We start from the raw sequence: 19,208 nt of genomic DNA, 5'->3' as shown, positions 1-19,208 counted from the left end.
CCCATGTTTGCCGCGCGGGGTCGTTGAGCCCACCAACCTCTCTACAATACACAGCAGGCGATACCAGAGGAACCAGCCGTGGCCCCCACTTCAAACCAGCGACAGGCGACCGCGATTGGGTTTTCGGCAGTGCTGCTGTGGGCCACCCTGGCCCTGCTGACCGACCTCAGCGGTACGGTACCGCCGTTTCAGCTCACAGCCATGGCCTTTACGATCGCCTTTGCCATTGGCATCGCTGCCTGGGTCCAGGCCGGGGGGCCGGTGCTGCGCCACCTGCGGCTGCCCTGGCGGGTTTGGGCTCTCGGCATTGTGGGGCTGTTTGGCTACCACTTTTTCTACTTCCTGGCCCTGCGCCACGCCCCGGCGGTGGAGGCCAGCCTGATTGCCTACCTGTGGCCGCTGCTGATCGTGTTTTTCTCGGCCCTGCTGCCGGGGGAGCGGCTGCGGTGGTTTCACGGGGCTGGGGCGATCGCAGGCTTTCTGGGGGCGGGGCTGCTGGTCACCCGGGGTCAGGGGTTTAGCTTTGAGGCCCAGTACAGCACCGGATACCTGGCGGCGCTGGTCTGTGCCCTCACCTGGTCGGGCTACTCCCTTCTCTCCCGCCGGTTTGGCACCATTCCCACCAATGCCGTAGGGGGCTTTTGCGGCGCCACCGCCGCGCTGGCCTGGGTCTGCCACGGGCTGTTTGAAACGACGGTGATGCCTGCGGGGTGGGAGTGGCTGGCGATTTTGGGGCTGGGGCTGGGGCCGGTGGGTCTGGCCTTTTTTACCTGGGACTACGGGGTGAAGCACGGCAATATTCGCGTGCTGGGGGCGCTGTCCTACGCGGCCCCGCTGCTCTCGACCCTGCTGCTGATCGCCGCTGGCCGGGCCGAGGCCACCTGGACGGTGGGTCTGGCCTGCGGGTTAATCGTGGGCGGTGCGGTGCTGGCTACCCTTGATTTCTTCCGGGCTGGAATGACGAACAACCCAAGCTAAAGGGGCGAATGCCGATCGCCCCACCAGCCCCAGCCCAGGGCCAGCCCCAGCAGCAGCGGCGTCAGCCAGTCACCCCAGCGCACGTAGGGGGTGAGGGTTTGGCGGCGCTCTAGCTCGGCCCGGTGCACGAGGTAGGTCTGCGGCTCCCTCAGCCAAAGGGTGCGGCCGTGGTTGTCGACCAGGCCCGAGAGGCCGGTATTGGTGACGCGGATCGCCCAGCGATCGCTCTCCACCGCCCGCAGCACATCGAGGCCGTGGTGCTGCTGCATCATCCACACCGGGTAGGGGTCGTTGTTGGAGGCGGTCACGATAAATTCGCCCCCCGCCTGGGTCTGACGGCGGAACAGGCGGCTGTAGGCCGACTCGTAGCAGATGCCCACCGTGGCCCTCCCGACTGAGGTGGCAAACTGCTGCCTGGGCTGCCCCGGCACCAGGTAGCTGTCCAGCGGCGAGAGGCGGCTGATCAGGCGGCCCAGCAGCGCCTCAAAGGGAATGTACTCCCCCAGGGGCACCAGCTGCACTTTGTCGTAGCGTCCGTGGTACTGGCCATCGGCGCGCAGTTCCAAAATGCTCTGGGTATACTGCTGCCGGCCGTTCCCCGCCACGGGGGCAAAGGTGCCCAGCCACAGCGGCACCCCCGCCTCGCCTACGGTTTGCAGCATAGCCGCCATCTGGGGCGAATTGGGGTTCCATAGCTGCGGCAGCGCCCCTTCCGGCGTCACCACCGCCGCCACCCCCTGGGCAACCAGGGATTGGTAACCCTCGGTATAGCCCTCCAGCGCTTGCCTTATTCCCTGGGGCGTCAGCTTTTCCCGGGTGGGTACGTTGCCCTGCACCAGGCCCAGGCTGAGGGATTGGCCGGGGGGGATAGGGGCGGTTTGGGCGTAGAGCAGGGCGCCCAGTAGGTGACCTGCGAGGATGAGGGTGAGGGCGAGGGGGAGGGTGGGTGAGTGGATGGGTGGGTGAGTGGGTGGGTGGGTAGGGTGAAGCTTGGGGGTGGGGAGGGCGTAGGCGAGCAGGCCATTGGTGGCGACGAGGAGGGCGGAGAGAATCTGCGGCCCCGACAGGCGGGTGAGGTGAAGAATCCACAGGTTGCTGGGGCTCTGGGTGAGGCTGAGGGGTGACCAGTCGAGGGGGCTGTAGTTGCGCAGAGCTTCCAGGGCACACCAGAGGGCTGTCCCGGCCAGCACCAGCCAGAGCGATCGCCCCGGCCAACGTCTGGACAGCCAGGCCACCGTCCCACCCCACACCGCAATACAGACCGAGCCCCAGAGCACAATGAAAATCCAGGCCGAAAGGGCGATCGCCACACTGTTCAACCACGGCACCCCCATCCACATCAACGGGTGCAGATGCGTAATCCAGGCCAGCGAAATGCCGTAGTAAACCAGCCCCCACAGTAGCCCATAGGCCGCCGCCAGCGCGATCGCCGGGGTCGTCCGCACCACCCTCCACAGCGGCACCAGCCCCACCCAGGCCAGCGGCCACAGACTCCAGGGCGGCAGCGCGATCGCCATCAAGCACCCGCTGAGGATGACCCAACTAGCCTGCCCCCAGCTCCAGCCGTGGATAAGTTTTTGCAACTTGGTCGCCGCTGCTTTCATGCACCCCAATCTAGCTAAGTCGCTTACCCTACCAGGGTAGTGCTTTGACAGTTTCCCTGCCCAAGTGGTGGGCAGTGTCCACTACGGTGCTCCGCTTTAGCCTAACCAGAGGCATCAACTAGCCAATTGGCAATACAGAAGTTTAAACCGATGGCAGGTCAATCCTTTCCGTTGGGTCCAGGGCGGCGGCACGGCCCTGGTCGAGGGGGGCTGGGGGCCAATCGAAACGCCCCCAGCAGTAGATCTGGCTTTTACCCATCGCTCAATGCTGACTCCGCAGGTTATCGCTTAGGCAAATTACCCCAGCGGTGCATCCCTGCGCGTTGGCGAAGCCTCGCCTGAGCGTTATGCACCCTGCGGTCCAAAACAAATTGAGGAAGCGACCTGCGGTCGCTTCCTCAACACGGTAATCGAATATAGGAACCTGAGCTGTAGCCTCAGCGAACCTACTCGGCGGTGGCCAGCTCGGTGCTGCCCCGACGGCGGCGGCTGGTCAGCGTATTGAACAGCATCTGACCGATCGCCTTAATCAGGTTCCCCTCCAGTTCCTTGAACATCTCCATGTTCAACCCAAAGGCATCGTTGGCCTCTTCCACAATGCTGGCCACCATGGCCTCATCCACCGGGGCCGCATCCATCGACTCCCGGTACTTCGCCTTAAACGCCTTCTCGTCAGAAATTTCGGGGAACTCGTAGAACGCCGTGCCCTCACCCTCGGAGAGGTTCATCGCCCGCTGGGCAATCCCCTTGAGAATTTGTCCCCCCGACAGGTCGCCAATGTAGCGGGTGTAGGAGTGGCTGACCAGCAGCTCGGGCTGGGTATTGGCTACCTCACGAATGCGATCGACATAGCGCTGACCACCGGGGGTCATGGCAATTTCGTTTGCCCAGTTGGGACCGTAGTAATAGGCCAGGTCAGATTCCAAAGAGGCCTTGCGGTGTAGCTCAGGGAAGTAGACTTTGGAGACAACAGGGTGATCTTTGTGGCGCTCCAGCTCTTCTTCCATTGCTGCGTAGGCGTAATAAAAATTGGCCACCAGCTTGCGGTAAGAGTTCTTCTCAACCACGCCCCGCAAAAAGCAGCGTACAAAGCCCATGTTTTCGGCCATGGTGTGGGCTTTCTTGGTGCCTTCGCGCAGCTCGGTGGATAGGTTACTGCTCATGCTGACTGTCTCGCTCTAGGGTGAATTTAAACGGTGAAATTTAAGCAGAGTTTTGGTTAGCCAACTCAGGCCAGCTTGGCCCTAAACCTGAGAGAGCCTTAACTTGCCATTACAACGGCCACATTTGTTTAAGTTAGACCGATTTGTCGACCGTTTCTATTACGAATTTTTACAAGCTGTTACCAAAACTCTGTTTTTCTAAGGAAACAATTGCGCCGCCCATGGGCTTAGGGCTGTCATCAATTCTGGCCAAAGCCTTTTATAGCAGCGTTGCCGCGCCAGCGCTCAAAAACAGGCCAGGGCTGTGACCCTTAATGCTTGGACTAGTCAGAGGCCAGGTGACGACAGCCCCTAGCCCGCCATCCGGGTGAGCAGCACCGGGCAGGGGGCATACACCCGTACGAAGTCGGTCAGCGACTCGCCCAGCACCTTGTCTAAATCGGGTAAACCCTTAGCAATGGTAGGACGGCGATCGGGCGACCCCAGGATGATCAAATCCATGTTGCGCTCTTCGGCCAGCTGGCAGATGCGGCGGCCGGGCTTGCCCTCGGGGGCGGCAAGCTTGTAGTCGATGCCGTAGCGCTTCACCTCGGCCAGGGCATTGGTCAAAATCGGGTCCTGGCTGGGGTCGGTGCTGGCGACGTCAAAGGGCTTGGTCTTGAGGCTCGACACCGTGTGTACCAGCGTAATCTCGCTGCCCTTGACATCGCGCAGCAGCGAAATGGCAATGTTCAGCCCCTCCCGAGCGGAGTCCGACTTGTCCATCGCCACCATCACCCGCTTGATCGGGCGAATGCTGTAGAGGTCGTCTTTAACCAGCAGCATGGGCCGCGACGACAGCTGAAATACGTACTGGCTGACTGAATTCTCAAGAATCGCCTTCAGCCCCTGCAACCCCCGCGACCCCATGATGATCAAGTCGGCATCGACTTCATCGGCCACCTGAATCACCACATCCTTGGGGTCGCCCTCCCGCAGCACCGCATTTACCCGACCGGGATCGAGGTTGAGATTGGTAATGGCTGTAGCCAGAGTGCGACCCCCGGCTTCCCAGCGCTCGGCCATGGTCTCGGCGGACACCTGAGAGGGCACCACGTGCAGCACCGTGACCGAAGCCCGCTGCACCAGGGGAATGTCCATCAGCGCCTTCATCATGGCTTCGGTGTTACCAGTGCCAGAGTCGGCCAAAAGAATTTTTTCTATCATGATGTCCTCGTAGGGTTGCGCTCGACGGCAAGGGGCTCAACTGCACGGCTGAAACCGCAACGGTGATTGCAGGATTCCAACTCATGCTGCATGTGACCGGCTCAGACCATCGGATCAACGGGATATAAACGTGAGTTAAGGTGTTCTCAATCATCATAGGCACTGGTTTTGGGCCTATTTTGGCGCAATTCATAATTTGTAGTAGAGTCTGTCCTCAGTCGGGCCGATACGTGGATTAATGGAACCTTCTCGCTGGTATGAGCACCGGGTTGTGGTGCAGCCCCACCACACGGACTACGCCGGGATTGTCTGGCACGGCACCTACATCGCCTGGATGGAGGAAGCGCGGGTCAACTATCTGGCCCAGTGCGGGCTGACCTTTGCCGACTGGGTCAAAGCCGGGGTGGACCTGCCCGTGGTCGATTTGGGGCTCAAGTACCGGCGATCGCTCGCCCTGGGCGACACCGCCCTGGTTAGAGCCCGTCTGGAGCCCGCCAGAGGCGTGCGCTTTCTGTGGTTCTACGACATTCAAAACGCTGCCACTCAGGAAACCTGCCTTGAGGGCAGCGTGACCCTGGCCCCAGTGGATGTCAAAACCCGGCGGGTGCTGCGCCGCCTGCCAGATTCCCTGCGAACTGCCCTAGCCACTATGCTTTGATGCCATCATTTTTCTGCACTTCCCCTCGCAGCTTGGCTCCAAAACTTGGTTCCAAAACTTGGCTTAAAACTTTGTAGGATGAGCAAGGCGGGCCAACTGCAATCTAGCGCGATGGTTGGCTGGGTACGCTTTGGCCCCCTTGCCCCTTTTACGGTTGCCCCAGCTATGTTCTTCACTCTCCCCCAAGCCCTCGCTGTCGTCTGTACGCTGGTGATCGCGATTGCCGGGTGGCTCGGCATTGCTCCCGCCGCCTACGCCCAGGACAACACAGTGGACTACACCCTCACCGACCTCAGCTTCCGCGACTTTTCCGGTAAGCAGCTCTCGGGCACCTCCTTTGCGGCGGCAGAAATGCGGGAGGCCAATTTTAGAAAAGCCAACCTGAGCAAAACTATTCTGACCAAGGCCTCATTTTTGCGGGCCAACCTATCGTTTGCAGACCTGTCGCGCACCTTTGCCGATCGCGTCATTTTCGACGGGGCTGACCTCTCCAATGCCATTTTTACCGAGGCCCTGCTCACCAGCAGCAGCTTTAGCGAGGCCAACATCACTGGGGCCGACTTTTCGGGGGCGATTATCGATCGCTTCCAGGTGGCTCAGATGTGTAAGTACGCCGATGGGGTGAATGAAGTGACTGGGATCTCGACCAGAGACAGCCTGGGGTGTCGGTAAAGCAGGAATATGACCAACAAGACTTCCAGTTCCTCAGCGTCGTCGCCCAGCCCCAGCTCTGGAGCAACCGACTCACTGTGGCAGCCCTCCTGGCTGCACTGGCCTTGCCAGAGCGCTGTCCCAGGTTTTGCCACAGACACCTAGTTCTTAACTTAAGCGCCCTGGCCAAGCTAACACCTGCGACATTGAGTCGAAAGGCCCAGCTCCGCTACCAGCTCGACCCCGGCGGATCCCAGCGGAGAGAGCTAGAGCATCGGTACAGTATTTGTGTTTCAGCGAGGTTGGGGCACGCGAGCCACAACTGCGGTGCTAAGCCCAAGATGCTACTGGGGCCATGTCGCTGGCCCCAGACCCCCGTCGACCAGGGGCGTTCCGCCGCCCTGGACCCGACGGAAAGGAGGGATCGATCATCGGTTTAAACCTCTGTTCTGCCAAGGAATCATTAAAGCTCTGTAGACCCCGCGGTGGCAGATTCGAGATCCCAGCCATACTGAACCGGTGCTCTAGGCTCCTCGCTGTCACACTGCCACCGCCTCCACCCCCGCTGCCTCAAAATGCTTTTGTAGGGTGGCTTTGGGCAGTGGTCCCAGCAGATGGTCCCAGGGCAGCGGCTGGGACAGATCCCAGTCCTCGTGGACGTAGTATTCCAGCGGTGGAATTTGCCCCTGAAAATCTTTGAAGGCGCGGCGGTAGCTGCCCAGGGAGTCGCCGTAGTGGCGCACCCGTTCGAGCAGGGGGGCAAGGCGGCGATCGCCCCGCGAAATCAAGGCCTGGATCACCGACCAGTTGTAGCTCTCGGGCCGAAAGTCAATGCCCTTGGGGCGCAGGTGCTTTTGCAGGTACTTGAGCCGTTTTTCAGCCTCTGGATTTACCCCGCGCCACTGGAAGGGGGTGTGAGCCTTGGGCACAAAGGTGCTGCATCCCAGGGTCAGGCGCAGGCCGGGGGCTGCCTTTTTGAGCCGCAGCATCAGGGCCACGGTTTGTTCCAGGTCGGCCATGGTTTCCCCCGGCACCCCCGCCATGCCGTAGAGTTTCATGGCGCTGAGGCCCCCGGCTTTGGCGTTGACGGCGGCATGCTCAATGTCGTCGGTTTCGAGTTTTTTGTTGACAATCTGGCGCACCCGCTCCGATCCGCTCTCGATCGCGATCGTGATCGAGCGACTGTCGTGGCGGGTGAGGGTTTCGGCCAGCTTTGGGGTGACGGTGTTGGTGCGCACCGAGGCCAGGCTGAGGCGCACGTCGTCGAACTGGGGTTTGTTCAAATAGTCCAGCAAGGTTTCAAACTCGGGGTGCTGGGTCACCGACGCCCCCAGCAGCCCCAGCCGATTGGTCACCGCCAGCCCGCGCTCAATGGCGGGTAGTAGCGACTCCTCCAGGCTGGCGGTGCGAAACGGCAGCGTCAGGTAGCTGGCCAGGCAGAAGCGGCACATCTCGGGGCAGCTGCGCACCACCTCGACCATGAAAATGTTCTCCCAGGCGGCGTGGGGGGTGACCACCGTCGAGGCCGAGAGCACGTTGCCCCGGTAGGTCTGCTTTTGCACGGTGGCGGGAATGTCGGTCTCCAGGGGCGCGATCGCCCTGATGCCACCGGTCGGCCCATCGTAGGTAACGCTGTATAGCGACGGGATATAAAGGCCCGGCACCTTCGTCAGATGTCGCAGGGTTTCAGCACGGGAGGCAGACTTTAGCTCAACTAGGGCGTCAAAGAAATCATCCAGCAGCGTCTCGCCGTCCCCCAGCAAAATCACATCGAAAAAGTTGGCAAAGGGCTCAGGATTGGCGGTGAGTACCGGGCCGCCGCCAAAGACCAGGGGGTGGGTGTCGCTGCGATCCTGGGCAAAGATCGGAATGTCTAGGGTTTCCAGCTGGGTGAGCAGGTTGGCGTAGTCTAGCTCCCAGGACAGCGAAAACCCCAGGACATCAATCGTCGCGGGCAGCGGCTCGTGGCCATCGGTAAACAGCCGGCTGACGCTGACGTCGGCCCGGCGGGCCAGGGTCGCCCAAACCACCTGGTAGCCCAGGCTGGTAATGCCCACGGTGTACTGGTTGGGAAAGGCGAACACCACCGCCAGCGCCTCGTCGTGGGGCGCGGCGGGTTCAAACAACAGCGTTTCGTCGGAGAGGGGGAGGGGAGCCAAGGGATAGCGCTATAACTGAGCAGCTTCTCCAGTGTAATCAGTGCCAGTGTAATCAGTGCCAGCGCCATCGGTGCCAGCCCAATCAGTAGATATAGCCTTCCTCCAGGGCAAGGGCTTGGGTAGCCGCCATCGGGGGTCTGTAGAATTACAGGCCAGACCAGCTGGCTTTATAAAGACGAGGATCTGAGTCGCGTCAACTTGACAAAATTTTGCTCCAGCCGCCGGTTTGGCAACCGCTTTGCTCACCCAAACCCGAAGTCTATCAGTTGATTTGCGCAGGAGGTGAGGTCTTGCCCAGACAATATGTCGTAAAAGCACGGTGTTGACCTGACGAGCATAAATCTACGATTAAGTCAGCGCGATCTACCTGGCAATCTCACCGTGATGACAACCCTTTAGATGCATCCGCAGCGACACTGCGGTTTCGGCCTATGACTTCCCCAACTTCTCCCATGCGCCCCACCTACATCCTGGCCGACGAGGCCACCGTGCGAATTCCGCGCGACCCTTCCCTACTGGCTCAGGCCGAGCGCATTGCCCAGGGTTACCACCAGTGCCAGGCGGCAGAGGCATCCCAGTGGCTCAAGCAGGGCATGGCCCATCTGCGCCAGGGGCAGTACACCCCTGCGCTGGCCCTGTTGCAGCAGGCGCTCCAGGGGTATCGCAACCTGGGCGATCGGGAGCGCCAGGCCAGGGTGCTGCTCACCCTGGCCCACCTCTACTACCGAGTGGCCGACTACCTGTGGGCGGCAGACTACGGGCGGCAGTGCCTGCGGGTGGCCCACGACCTCGGCGACCAGTCCCTGATGCAGCAGACCCTGGGCCACCTGGGCAACAGCTACCGCCACCTGGGCAACCTGCAGCGGGCCCTGGAGTACATGGGCCAGAGCCTGACGATGGCCAAAAAAATAGGCGATCGCCCCGGTGAAATGCGATCGCTCAACAACCTGGCTATGGTCTACCGGGCCAAGGGGCTCACCCGTCAGGCCGCCACTCTCTACGAAGCCAGCCTGATGCTGGCGACTACCCTGGGCGATCGCAACACTAAGCTACAGATTTTGCAAAACCTGGGCAACACCTACCTCACCCTGCAGGAGTACGCCCAGGCCATCGACTGCTACGAGCAGTTTTTAACCCTGCATGAAAACGGGGAAGGGGCTGTGGACAACCGCACCACCCGCCGCATTCTCACCCAGCTCACCCTGGCCAGCCTGGCCAGGGGAGATCACAACCGGGCGATCGTGCATCTCCAGCATCACCTGTCGATCGCCTGCGCCCTGGGCGACACCAAAGGTGCAGCCAGCCTGATCGACGATCTCAAGCGCAGCTACGTGGCGCTGAGCGAAGCGCGGGTGGCGGTTCTGCGGCCAGAGCTGACCTCCATGGGATAGGCGCGACCTATAGCGATGGCCATTGCGCTTAGGACATTGGGCTCTTCCAACGGCGAAAACTGGGGCGGCGCAATGGCGTATAGCCATCGCTTCGGGGCATGGGTCATGTTCTAACGGTTCTGGCGATGGCTATACCAGGAAAAATTTCGCTGGAAACCACAAAAAGAGGGGCCGCAGTACCTGCGGCCCCTCTTTTTGTGATGGATGTCATCGGTCAATGGCAGGGGCGGCGGGGGCGCAGGCTGGCCCCGCCGCTGCCGAATTGGCCTACTGCCACTTGGCAGCCACCAGTTCAGCCAGGTCAACCACGCGCTGGCTGTAGCCCCACTCGTTGTCGTACCAGGCCACCACTTTCACCATGTCGCCGCCCATCACCATCGTCAGGCTGGAGTCAACGATGGAGGACTCGTCGGTCTTGCGGTAGTCGATGGACACCAGCGGCAGGTCGCTGTAGGCCAGGATGCCCTTCATCGCCCCCTCAGAGGCCGTCTTGAGCACCTGATTCACCTGGTCGGCGATCGCAGGCTTTTCCACTTGAACCACCAAGTCAACCACCGACACGTTGGGGGTGGGCACCCGCAGGGCGATCCCGTTCAGCTTGCCCTCCATTTCAGGAATGACCAGCGCCACAGCCTTGGCTGCCCCAGTGGTGGTGGGCACAATGTTCAGCGCAGCGGCACGGGCCCGACGCAGGTCGCGGTGGCTGGCGTCGAGCAGGCGCTGGTCGCCGGTGTAGCTGTGGGTGGTGGTCATCGTGCCCTTGACGATGCCAAAGTTGTCGTTGAGCACCTTGACTACCGGCGCCAGACAGTTGGTGGTGCAGCTGGCGTTGCTCACCACGTTGTGCTTGTCGTGGCTATAACTTTCGTGGTTGACCCCCATCACGTAGGTGCCAATGCCGCCACCCTTACCAGGAGCCGTGATCAGCACTTTCTTGGCCCCGGCTTCGATGTGGCGAGAGGCACCCTCTTCGCTGACGAACACGCCAGTGGACTCAATCACCAGGTCGATGTCCCACGCTCCCCAGGGAAGATTGTTGGGGTTGCGGTCGGAATAGCACTTAATCGTCTTGCCGTTAACAATTAGAGTGTCTTCTCCGGCACTGATGTCAGCATCGAGACGCCCCAGCATGGAGTCGTACTTCAACAGGTGGGAATTAGTCTTGGGATCAGACGTATCATTGATAGCTACCACCTCGAGCTGGCTGTTTTCGCGCGTCAACCAGCAGCGCAGAAAATTACGACCGATGCGGCCAAAACCATTAATTGCTACTCTAACCACTGCGTTTAACCCTCTGTTGTAGTCGACTAGGTATCTATTCTTAGACGAAACTATAATATCGCAAAGCATGATCCACTTTATAGGGGCCAAGCATTGAACTGAATCTATGCGTCCTTCAAATAAAAAGGGCACCCTTCTATGGCACCCTGGTCAGGCGTGGTGGGCGTTACCCCGGCAGCAATCGACCAGTACCCCTTTGGGATCAGGCGAAGCGAACCGTAGGGAAGAATTGGCATAAGCATTTCTACTCCGTTTGTTTGGGTCTCATAGAAAATTGATATGCGGCTCTTACTGTCTATATATATTTAGTTTTTTCGACGGCTGCGTTTCGGCAGTTTTGTTGTGGAAAGGCGCTGAGCCTGCCAGCGGGTAAACCCCTTTGCTGACAAGCCCCTAGCTCCTGTCCAAAGGAAAACCAATCCACAGACTCAGGCTAGCTTTGCCGCAGGCAACAGGGACTGCGGCTGGGGAAGCAAGCTAGTGCCGATGTTTAGGCCAATTCAGCAATTCTTGCTATGATTACGCCTGACACTTGGTGTGGTGTGGTGTTCTAAGGAGTGTAACGATGCCGATTACCGTAGATTTTACCGGCAGACCCTTTCATTTTATTGGGATAGGGGGCATTGGCATGTCGGCGCTGGCTTACATCTTGACCAAACGCAACCTGCCAGTATCCGGGTCTGATCTCCGTCTCAGCCACATAACCCGTCGCCTACAAGAGGCCGGAGCCCACATCTTTTGGCAGCAAGAGGCCGCCAATCTCAGCTACTTCCTCAGTGCCAACCAGCCTCCCCTGCCGAGCACCGTCACCGCGAGCACCGCTGGGGTGGCCCGGGCGCTAAAAGCCGCCCCTGCCGTCTTGGCTTCAGACGCAACGCCGCAGGTGGTTTGTTCCACGGCGATTGACACCCGCAACCCTGAGTACCAGGCCGCCCTAGAGCTTGGTTGCCCAATCTTGCACCGCTCCGATCTGCTGGCCGCGCTGATCCAAGAATACAGCAGTATTGCGGTGGCCGGAACCCACGGCAAAACCACCACCAGCAGCATGATTGGCCACCTGCTGCTCAACGCCAATCTCGATCCCACTATTGTGGTCGGCGGTGAGGTGTCGAGCTGGGGCGGCAATGCTCGCCTCGGCCAGGGTCCCTACCTGGTGGCCGAGGCCGACGAGTCCGACGGTACCCTGGCCAAGCTCACGGCCAGCATTGGCGTGGTTACCAATATTGAGCTCGACCACACCGATCACTACCAGGACCTGGCTCAGGTGGTGGCGACGTTCCAGACCTTCCAGCGTCAGTGTGGGCTGCTGGTGGCCAGTGCTGACTGTGCTGTGGTCGGCACCAGCCTGAACCCGGATGTCACCTACAGTCTGGACCCTGCCACTGGCGCAACCTACTATGTCACTGAGGTCCAGTTTGGCGCCGATGGCACCTCCGCTCTGGTCTGGGAGGAGGGGCAGCCCCTGGGTCGCCTGCACCTGCGGGTGTTGGGTTGCCACAACCTCAGCAATGCCCTGGCTTCGGTAGCAGTTGGTCGGCACCTGGGGATCGCCTTCGCCGACATTGTCGACAGTCTGGAAGATTTCTGCGGAGCCCGTCGCCGCTTTGAGCACCGAGGCAGCTACAACGGCATTCAATTTTTCGACGACTACGCCCACCACCCCAGTGAAATTCGGGCAACGCTGGCGGCGGCTCGCCTCAAGGCCGATCAATCCCTTGCCACCCTGGCCGACGGCCGCCATAGCTACGAGGGACGTCGGGTGGTGGCGGTGTTTCAGCCCCACCGTTTCAGCCGCACCGCCGCTCTGCTCAACGATTTTACCGAGGCCTTTGGCGATGCTGACCAGGTGATTATGGCCGACATCTACAGCGCTGGTGAGAGCAATACGTTTGGGGTTTCGGGGCGTCAGCTGGCGGATGCGGTTGCCCACTCGCACCCCCGCGTGCTTTACGGTCACACCCTGGACGATATTCAGGCGGCTCTGGCCCACAGCCTGCGCCCGGGTGACCTGGTGCTGTTTATGGGGGCGGGCAACCTCAATCAGATTATTCCTCAGGTAATGGCTTACTATGCTGAGGCAGAGGTGCCTTCGCTTCAGGAGGCCTGTTGAGCAGCGGCACCCCCCACCCATTTGACTAACATGGGGGACAACCGTTGAGCACTGGGGACATGAACCAAACCCTTGGGGTTGCACCAAACCTGGCTTGCCTGAAACCACAGGTACCGCTACAGCCGCTGACGACCTTTCGGGTGGGAGGACCGGCTGAATGGCTGGCTATGCCGCGCCACCGGGGTGAGTGTCACCAGGTTCTGGACTGGGCGATCGCCGCCGGTATTCCGATCACGCCCCTGGGGGCAGGGTCAAATCTGCTGATCAGCGATCGTGGCATCGCCGGCCTGGTCCTTTGCACCCGTCGCTGGCGCAGCACCCGGTTCGACGGAGCCGGGTGCGTCACCGTGGCTGCTGGCGAACCCCTGCCCACCCTGGCCTGGAAAGCTGCCAAGCGCGGTCTGCGCGGTCTGGAGTGGGCGGTGGGCATTCCGGGTACCGTGGGCGGGGCCGTAGTGATGAATGCCGGCGCCCACGGCGGCTGTACCGCCGATGTGCTGAGGTCGGCAACCGTTCTCGATCCTGTCGGCGGCCTGCGATCGCTGACCCCCGCCGATCTGGACTTTCAGTACCGCACCTCTAACCTGCAGGGGGGGCAGCAGGTGGTGCTGGAGGCCACCTTTCAACTGGAGCCGGGGCACGATCCGGCGGCGGTAGTCGCCGACACCCTGGCAGGGCTGAACCAGCGGCGGGCCACTCAGCCCTACGACCTACCCAACTGCGGCAGCGTGTTTCGCAACCCCTACCCCCACACGGCGGGGTCGCTGATTGAGCAAAGCGGACTGAAGGGCTACCGGATTGGCAATGCTCAGGTGTCTGAGCGCCACGCCAACTTCATTGTCAACCTGGGCGGAGCCACTGCCGTGGATATTCGCCAGCTCATCCGCCATATTCAGGCCGAGGTGGTGGATCGCTGGGCCGTTCAACTCTCTCCGGAGGTCAAGTTTGTGGGCGAATTTCCTGCCCTCTAGGGGCTGTCATCAATTAGCTGCTAAATCCCCAAAACCAGGCTAGGTGGGTTCGCTAAAGCGATCGATCGCCATCGCCGCGATCGCCGGGTCGGCTTCCCCCACCACCGCCTGGGCAAACCGCTGGGCCACGGGCGGCAGGTAGACAAAGGGAGCGCTAAATCCGGCCATCAGGTGCAGCCCCTCGATGCCGGGCAGGGGGCCGACCAGGGGCAGCCCGTCGCGGCTAAAGCTAACCCGGCAGGAGCGCCAGGTGCCGGGCACCTCGGCCAGTGCCGGCAGCTGGGCCGCGATCGCCCCCCGCAGTTGGTCCTCGCTGGTCACCGCATCCAGGTCCGCCTCCAGACTGGTCAGGGTACGGCTAATCTGGCCTAGGCAGAGGTGGCCATCTCGAAACTGAATCGCCCCGCTGTCGAGGATAGGGGGCGTCATCTCGTGACCGGGTTCATCCCACTGGGCGTCGGTGTCGGGGCGGCTGGCCTTGGCCTCCAGGGCAAAGCGCTCGGTCTGGGCGGGCATGATCAGGGCTCGTAGGGTGAGATCCACGGGCGGCGTTTCGATCACTTCGGCGTAGGTGTAGTAGAGCGGCACGGTGAGCTTGGCCTGGCGCAGCAGGGCTCGACTAAAGGCCCCAGCGGCCACCAACACCTGCCTGGCGGGGTAAGCCTGCTCGGTGGTCAAAATTCCGGTCACGCGATCGTTGATCCGCACCAGATTCACCCCAGAGGTCACAATCTGGGTGCCGCCTAAGCGCCGAAATGCCTGATTGTAAGCATTCACCAGGGCTACCGGCGAGGCATGCCCGTGGCGAACGGTGAAAGCCCCCGCGATCGCATCCTGATTCAGCAGCGGCTCCAGCGCTTTGGCCTCGGCGGTAGACACAAACCGGGGCGGCGTTGCGTACTTGGCGTAGGGCTCTGCGGCAGCGTCTGGATCCTCACCTGCCGCCAGGGTGAGCACCAGGTCTAGTTCCCGAAACTGGGTGTCGTCGTCCAGCTCGTCACTGAGCTGGCGGTGCTTGGCAATGCCCTCCTGGCAAAGCTGCCGGGTGAGCGCGGTGGTGCCTGACCAGTAGGGGATGCCGCCGTAGCTGTAGCGGGTGGCGTTACCCGGCTCTAGGGCGCGGTCCAGCAGCAGCACCGAGAGCCCGCACCGGGCCAGTTCGTAGCTGACCGCCGCCCCCACCAGGCCGTTGCCGACCACAATCCAGTCAAAGGTTTGCATAGGTGACTCTGGTTTAGGCGGGAAGAAGAACGGGGATTTTGGAGTTTGGGTGATGGGTATAGGGTTGGCGGTTTAGGGTTCTGCCTGACACCTGCCACCCTCAGGCGTAGACCTGGCCCAAAATGATGCGAAGGCGATCGTAGTCATCTTTGAGAAACACGCTCAGGGTGCGGCCTGCTTCTACCAGCCAGGGGCGATCGAGCTTACGCAGCTGGTAGCCCTGGCGCAGCACCGCTGCCACCAGGCTGTCCACCGGGGCACCGCCCATGGCCAGCAGCGTTCTTAAAAAGTCGAGCTGCTCGGTAAACTCGATTACCGCTTCGGGGGGACAGCGGTACACGGCCTGGTGCACCTGGGGCGGCCGCGGTGGCAGGTGCTGAAACAGCGGCCCCAGGGGTTGACCGGCCAGGTCAGGGGCGCGAAACCCCACGATCGCCGCCTTGAATTCGGTCTTGAGCATGGCAAAAATCTGGGGCTGCTGCTGACGCAGATCGTCGAGGGATAGCCCCAGGGCCCGGGCCCGGTGCACCGAGTCGATGGGGCTGGTGGTGGCGTGATACACCACGCCGTATACCGTATTACCCGACTCTTCGTCCACGGCGGTAACCCAGCTGCCAAAGGGGGGCATCGCTGAAAAGGCCAGCGCCTCCGGCTCCAGACACTGGGCCAAAAATTCGCTGGTCGCCGTCTCGATCACTTCGGCAATGTGGTCGGGCTGCCGCGCCTGGGCCGCTGTCTGGGGCAGGGGTAGCCGCATGGTTACTTGCCTCGCCGCTTGCCGGTGCTCACGGGCTCCAGTTCTGACATGTTGAAGGTGACGAGTTTGTCCCAGTTGCCGCCCTCGAACAGCACGGCCACTTTGCCATCGGTAATGCGCTGCACCAGGCCCTGAAAACCGTAGTAGGTATCGTTGACGTTAACGACCGTAACCGGAGCCCCTGGAAAAATCATGGTCACTAATGGTTGTGGTTGTGATTTGCCCCTTTAGTTTAAGGCATAGTTACCCTTCCCCACCCAGGCCGGGCCTCCAGGCCGCTGGTCTTGCGGCAACGGAGCTAAAATCTTCAGCATTCCAAACGAAAAAGATTGAGAAATCTCAGGCATAACGGTTGGTCAAAGGGCTATAAGTTCGCGCCATCGTCACATCATCGCCATACGGTCGTCATATGGCAGCCATGATCGCCCCATAGGGTGTCAACCCATGGGCGCTGTTCCCAGTGCCTGCCGTAGACTTCCGCAGCGAAGTTTGCGGCTGATGATATGCGAGGACAATCGCTATGCAACCGTCAACCGTTTTAAACAGTTTGCTGGCCGCCACCCTCCTGCTAGGTGTTCCAGCCGCGGCGATCGCCCAGGGGCAGGAGGCTCCCGCCCCTGCCCAGGCCGAACAGCCCACCCAGGTTGAAGTGTCTGAGGGCCAGATCGATCGCTTTGTCAGCGCCTATCAATCCATTCAGGCCATTCAGGAGGCGGTACAGGCCGAGCTGGTCGCCGCCGTTGAGGCCGAGGGGCTGACCGTCGATGACTACAACGCGATCGCCGAGTCGCAGCAGTCGCCCGAAACCGCGGCCGAAGTTCCCGCCGAGCAGGCTGAGCAGTTTGCCGCCGCCGCTGCCCAGGTCACCACCCTGCGGCAGGGAGCCCGCGAGGAAATGCAGGCCGCGATCGCGGCTGAAGAGATGACGATTGAAGAGTTTGAGCAAATCTTGACCCAGGCTCAGCAGGACCCGGCCCTGCAACAGGCCATCGTGGAGCGCCTCAGAAGCGGCAGCTAGCGAGGCTACTCCTGACTCGATCGCTCAAACCCTCCCAAAGCCCTGGAGATGCCCTGGTGCGACGACCTCGTCCCCAGGCTATTTCCAGGGCTAATTCACGTCAAACTACCGCCCATGCCTATTCCAAAGTATTTTGCCCATCCTTGGGCGGACAGGGCGCTGCCAGTCGCCGGGTTGATAGCGATCGCCCTGGCCCTGGTCGGGTGCAAACCCGCCGATCTAGAGCAACTGGTGGAGCGCATTCCCCCGGTCACCCGCATCGGGCGGGAGCCGCCCACCGCGCCAGATGCCGCCGGGGCACAGTCATCGGCGACGGTCGATATGGAGACCCTGGTGTACGAGCGCATCAACGAGATTCGCCAGCGGTCAGGGCTCGCCCCCCTACAGCCCAACGGACCGTTGGCTGAGGTGGCCCGCCAGTACAGCCAGCGGATGGCCGACGAAAACTTTTTTAGCCACGTCAGCCCCGCCGGGGATGGGCCAGCCCAACGGGTGTCAGCGGCCAATATTTCCTACGCAATGGTGGGGGAAAACCTGTTCACCAGCACCAATGCCCCTGACCCCGCTCCCCTGGCGGTGCAGGGCTGGATGGATAGCCCCGGCCACCGGGAAAACATCCTGCGATCGGGCTTTACCGAAACGGGGGTGGGGGTGTGGCAGCGGGACAATACTTACTACTTCACCCAGCTGTTTATGCGTCCCCTCTAGGGGCTGTCATCAATTAGCGGCTAAACGCTTGAAAATTGAGGGTTACAGCCCCTAGCCTGTCTTTTAGCTCGGGCGTGGCAAGGCTCAATAGGCCAGGCTTTTGGCCCCAATGGATAACACGCCCTGGGGGCTCTCATCCATCAACCGATTGATGCCCCCAGCATTGAGGGGTTGGCCCCCAACCTCGCCCAACCTTGCAAAACTGATTGGGGCGCGATCGCCCCCTAGGGCCAACAGTCGTGGGAGAATAAACTGCCTGTGCGTGTGGTGACAACGGTATGACGGCGGCAATGCCCTATTCCTCTGAGGCGATCGAGTCAGCGATGCAGGCGGGAGAGCTGGCCTTTACCCTGCCTGACCCCAACGACGAGAAGATTTCTGACTACGAGTTTAATCAGCAGATGGAAGCCGCCTGGCAGGTGTGCGATCGCTTTGATCTGCAAACCGACATCTGGCGAGGGCGGATTTTGCGGACGGTGCGCGATCGCGAAAAGCGCGGCGGCGATGGACGCGGCACCGGCTTTCTCAACTGGCTCAAAGACCGCGAAATCACCAAAAGCCATGCCTACAACCTGATCGAACTGGCCGAAAGCGCCGACCAGCTGCTCGACGCGGGCATGCTCACCCCCCAAGAGGTCAACCAGTTCAGCAAGCGCGCCTTTGTGGAAACGGCCAAGTCGGCCCCCGAAGTGCAGCAGTTGGTCAGCGACTCGGCCCGCAAGGGCGATCATATTACCCGCCGCGAGGTGCGTCAGGTGGCCAACGAGTGGGCCGCCATGACCTCTGAGCTAATCCCCGAAACCCTGCGGGAAAAAGCCGCCAACAACACCATCCCCACCCGCTACATCGCCCCTCTGGTAAAGGAGATGGAGAAACTGCCCCCCATTCACCAGAGCACCCTCAAAACCGAGGTCGAGCTAAACCCCGACCTGGATACCCTGAAACAGGTCACCGCCGAAGCCCGCTACCTGTCAAAGTACCTGGCCTCCGCCAACCAGGTCCAGTTGCTCGAAGCCAGCGGCATTGACCTCGAACTTGCCCTAGAGGAGGCCCTGCGGGTGGGCTGCCTCAACTCCGCCGCCGATATGGTGGCCCAAGCCGCCCAGATCGAGCAAACCGCCGTCAAACTCTACACCGCCTGGAAACGCCTCAACCAGCTGGCCGAGCGGGTCTTTGTGGACAGCGGCGAAAGTACTCCCAACCTGCGCGCCCTGCTCACCGCCCTTGGCCCGGTCACCAGCGAAACGGTGCAGGTGCGCCTGGGCGAAATCGACAGCGTCACCGCCCAGACCATTCGCTGGCAGCTGATGGTGGAGGAGGATTAGACAGGTC

The 19,208-nt window shown here is 61.4% G+C and carries 17 protein-coding genes; 9 read left to right on the top strand and 8 right to left on the bottom strand.

Features of this window, described 5'->3' with window-relative positions:
- Positions 1-78: 78 nt before the first annotated feature.
- Positions 79-978, top strand: coding sequence for a DMT family transporter (locus NF78_RS04435; RefSeq protein WP_035985051.1), 900 nt, complete (start codon positions 79-81; stop codon positions 976-978).
- Here the strand turns inward: NF78_RS04435 and lnt are convergent.
- The 3 genes from lnt to NF78_RS04420 form a co-directional block, all read right to left on the bottom strand.
- Positions 975-2,582 carry an apolipoprotein N-acyltransferase gene (gene lnt / locus NF78_RS04430; protein WP_052049783.1) on the bottom strand — a complete coding sequence of 536 codons (1,608 nt, stop codon included), beginning with the start codon at positions 2,580-2,582 and terminating at the stop codon, positions 975-977. The two genes, NF78_RS04435 and lnt, sit on opposite strands and share 4 nt — an antisense overlap.
- Before the next feature lie 446 nt (positions 2,583-3,028).
- Positions 3,029-3,745 carry a heme oxygenase (biliverdin-producing) gene (locus NF78_RS04425; protein ID WP_035985050.1) on the bottom strand — a complete coding sequence of 239 codons (717 nt, stop codon included), beginning with the start codon at positions 3,743-3,745 and terminating at the stop codon, positions 3,029-3,031.
- Between the two features lie 351 nt (positions 3,746-4,096).
- Positions 4,097-4,951: a universal stress protein gene (locus tag NF78_RS04420; protein ID WP_035985049.1), complete on the bottom strand. Its 855-nt coding sequence runs from the start codon at positions 4,949-4,951 to the stop codon at positions 4,097-4,099.
- A 238-nt stretch (positions 4,952-5,189) separates the two neighbouring features.
- Between NF78_RS04420 and NF78_RS04415 the strand changes: the two genes are divergently transcribed.
- Positions 5,190-5,609, top strand: a complete 420-nt coding sequence (locus NF78_RS04415; protein ID WP_052049781.1) for an acyl-CoA thioesterase — start codon at positions 5,190-5,192, stop codon at positions 5,607-5,609.
- 165 nt (positions 5,610-5,774) lie between these two features.
- A complete protein-coding gene (locus tag NF78_RS04410; protein ID WP_052050599.1) occupies positions 5,775-6,281 on the top strand; it encodes a pentapeptide repeat-containing protein in 507 nt (168 codons plus the stop codon).
- Between the two features lie 518 nt (positions 6,282-6,799).
- On the opposite strand, the gene NF78_RS04400 is transcribed toward NF78_RS04410, so the two are convergent.
- Positions 6,800-8,419 carry a B12-binding domain-containing radical SAM protein gene (locus tag NF78_RS04400; RefSeq protein ID WP_035985046.1) on the bottom strand — a complete coding sequence of 540 codons (1,620 nt, stop codon included), beginning with the start codon at positions 8,417-8,419 and terminating at the stop codon, positions 6,800-6,802.
- Between the two features lie 431 nt (positions 8,420-8,850).
- Between NF78_RS04400 and NF78_RS27995 the strand changes: the two genes are divergently transcribed.
- Positions 8,851-9,810 carry a tetratricopeptide repeat protein gene (locus NF78_RS27995; RefSeq protein ID WP_081972504.1) on the top strand — a complete coding sequence of 320 codons (960 nt, stop codon included), beginning with the start codon at positions 8,851-8,853 and terminating at the stop codon, positions 9,808-9,810.
- Positions 9,811-10,077: 267 nt separating this feature from the next.
- Here NF78_RS27995 and NF78_RS04380 read toward each other — a convergent pair whose 3' ends face one another.
- A complete protein-coding gene (locus tag NF78_RS04380) occupies positions 10,078-11,091 on the bottom strand; it encodes a type I glyceraldehyde-3-phosphate dehydrogenase (RefSeq protein ID WP_035985041.1) in 1,014 nt (337 codons plus the stop codon).
- 565 nt (positions 11,092-11,656) lie between these two features.
- Here NF78_RS04380 and murC point away from each other — a divergent pair.
- Together murC and murB are read left to right on the top strand one after the other, a co-directional pair.
- The gene (gene murC, locus NF78_RS04375; RefSeq protein WP_035985040.1) at positions 11,657-13,201 is read left to right on the top strand and encodes a UDP-N-acetylmuramate--L-alanine ligase; all 1,545 of its coding nucleotides are present in this window, start codon (positions 11,657-11,659) and stop codon (positions 13,199-13,201) included.
- A gap of 59 nt (positions 13,202-13,260) precedes the next feature.
- A complete protein-coding gene (gene murB / locus NF78_RS04370) occupies positions 13,261-14,172 on the top strand; it encodes a UDP-N-acetylmuramate dehydrogenase (RefSeq protein ID WP_035985039.1) in 912 nt (303 codons plus the stop codon).
- Positions 14,173-14,211: 39 nt separating this feature from the next.
- On the opposite strand, the gene NF78_RS04365 is transcribed toward murB, so the two are convergent.
- The 3 genes from NF78_RS04365 to NF78_RS04355 all read right to left on the bottom strand — a co-directional run bounded on the left by NF78_RS04365 (position 14,212) and on the right by NF78_RS04355 (position 16,344).
- Positions 14,212-15,393, bottom strand: a complete 1,182-nt coding sequence (locus tag NF78_RS04365; protein ID WP_035985038.1) for an NAD(P)/FAD-dependent oxidoreductase — start codon at positions 15,391-15,393, stop codon at positions 14,212-14,214.
- Positions 15,394-15,493: 100 nt separating this feature from the next.
- Positions 15,494-16,150 (bottom strand): HAS-barrel domain-containing protein, encoded by a 657-nt coding sequence (locus tag NF78_RS04360; RefSeq protein WP_035985037.1) that lies wholly within the window; start codon positions 16,148-16,150, stop codon positions 15,494-15,496.
- Positions 16,151-16,152: 2 nt separating this feature from the next.
- Entirely contained in the window at positions 16,153-16,344 is a 192-nt protein-coding gene (locus NF78_RS04355; RefSeq protein WP_035985036.1) for an NAD(P)H dehydrogenase subunit NdhS, read from the bottom strand.
- 326 nt (positions 16,345-16,670) lie between these two features.
- On the opposite strand from NF78_RS04355, the gene NF78_RS04350 reads away from it, so the two are divergent.
- The 3 genes from NF78_RS04350 (at position 16,671) to NF78_RS04340 (ending at position 19,201) form a co-directional block, all read left to right on the top strand.
- Positions 16,671-17,168, top strand: a complete 498-nt coding sequence (locus NF78_RS04350; protein WP_081972503.1) for a DUF4168 domain-containing protein — start codon at positions 16,671-16,673, stop codon at positions 17,166-17,168.
- Between the two features lie 114 nt (positions 17,169-17,282).
- Positions 17,283-17,876, top strand: coding sequence for a CAP domain-containing protein (locus NF78_RS04345; RefSeq protein ID WP_081972502.1), 594 nt, complete (start codon positions 17,283-17,285; stop codon positions 17,874-17,876).
- 290 nt (positions 17,877-18,166) lie between these two features.
- Positions 18,167-19,201, top strand: coding sequence for a hypothetical protein (locus NF78_RS04340; RefSeq protein ID WP_052049777.1), 1,035 nt, complete (start codon positions 18,167-18,169; stop codon positions 19,199-19,201).
- Positions 19,202-19,208 lie beyond the last annotated feature (7 nt).

This window comes from Leptolyngbya sp. KIOST-1 (genome assembly GCF_000763385.1).
In the GTDB taxonomy this organism is placed as follows: domain Bacteria; phylum Cyanobacteriota; class Cyanobacteriia; order Phormidesmidales; family Phormidesmidaceae; genus Nodosilinea.
Note: the sequence above shows the minus strand (reverse complement) of the source record. Positions and strands in the feature narration are given on the sequence as shown.

Bases quoted from the DNA above. Each gene is read 5' to 3' on its own strand.
- lnt (WP_052049783.1), bottom strand. From the start codon at position 2,582: ATGAAAGCAGCGGCGACCAAGTTGCAAAAACTTATCCACGGCTGGAGC.
- NF78_RS04425 (WP_035985050.1), bottom strand. From the start codon at position 3,745: ATGAGCAGTAACCTATCCACCGAGCTGCGCGAAGGCACCAAGAAAGCC.
- NF78_RS04420 (WP_035985049.1), bottom strand. From the start codon at position 4,951: ATGATAGAAAAAATTCTTTTGGCCGACTCTGGCACTGGTAACACCGAA.
- NF78_RS04415 (WP_052049781.1), top strand. From the start codon at position 5,190: ATGGAACCTTCTCGCTGGTATGAGCACCGGGTTGTGGTGCAGCCCCAC.
- NF78_RS04410 (WP_052050599.1), top strand. From the start codon at position 5,775: ATGTTCTTCACTCTCCCCCAAGCCCTCGCTGTCGTCTGTACGCTGGTG.
- NF78_RS27995 (WP_081972504.1), top strand. From the start codon at position 8,851: ATGACTTCCCCAACTTCTCCCATGCGCCCCACCTACATCCTGGCCGAC.
- murC (WP_035985040.1), top strand. From the start codon at position 11,657: ATGCCGATTACCGTAGATTTTACCGGCAGACCCTTTCATTTTATTGGG.
- murB (WP_035985039.1), top strand. From the start codon at position 13,261: ATGAACCAAACCCTTGGGGTTGCACCAAACCTGGCTTGCCTGAAACCA.
- NF78_RS04365 (WP_035985038.1), bottom strand. From the start codon at position 15,393: ATGCAAACCTTTGACTGGATTGTGGTCGGCAACGGCCTGGTGGGGGCG.
- NF78_RS04360 (WP_035985037.1), bottom strand. From the start codon at position 16,150: ATGCGGCTACCCCTGCCCCAGACAGCGGCCCAGGCGCGGCAGCCCGAC.
- NF78_RS04355 (WP_035985036.1), bottom strand. From the start codon at position 16,344: ATGATTTTTCCAGGGGCTCCGGTTACGGTCGTTAACGTCAACGATACC.
- NF78_RS04350 (WP_081972503.1), top strand. From the start codon at position 16,671: ATGCAACCGTCAACCGTTTTAAACAGTTTGCTGGCCGCCACCCTCCTG.
- NF78_RS04345 (WP_081972502.1), top strand. From the start codon at position 17,283: ATGCCTATTCCAAAGTATTTTGCCCATCCTTGGGCGGACAGGGCGCTG.
- NF78_RS04340 (WP_052049777.1), top strand. From the start codon at position 18,167: ATGCCCTATTCCTCTGAGGCGATCGAGTCAGCGATGCAGGCGGGAGAG.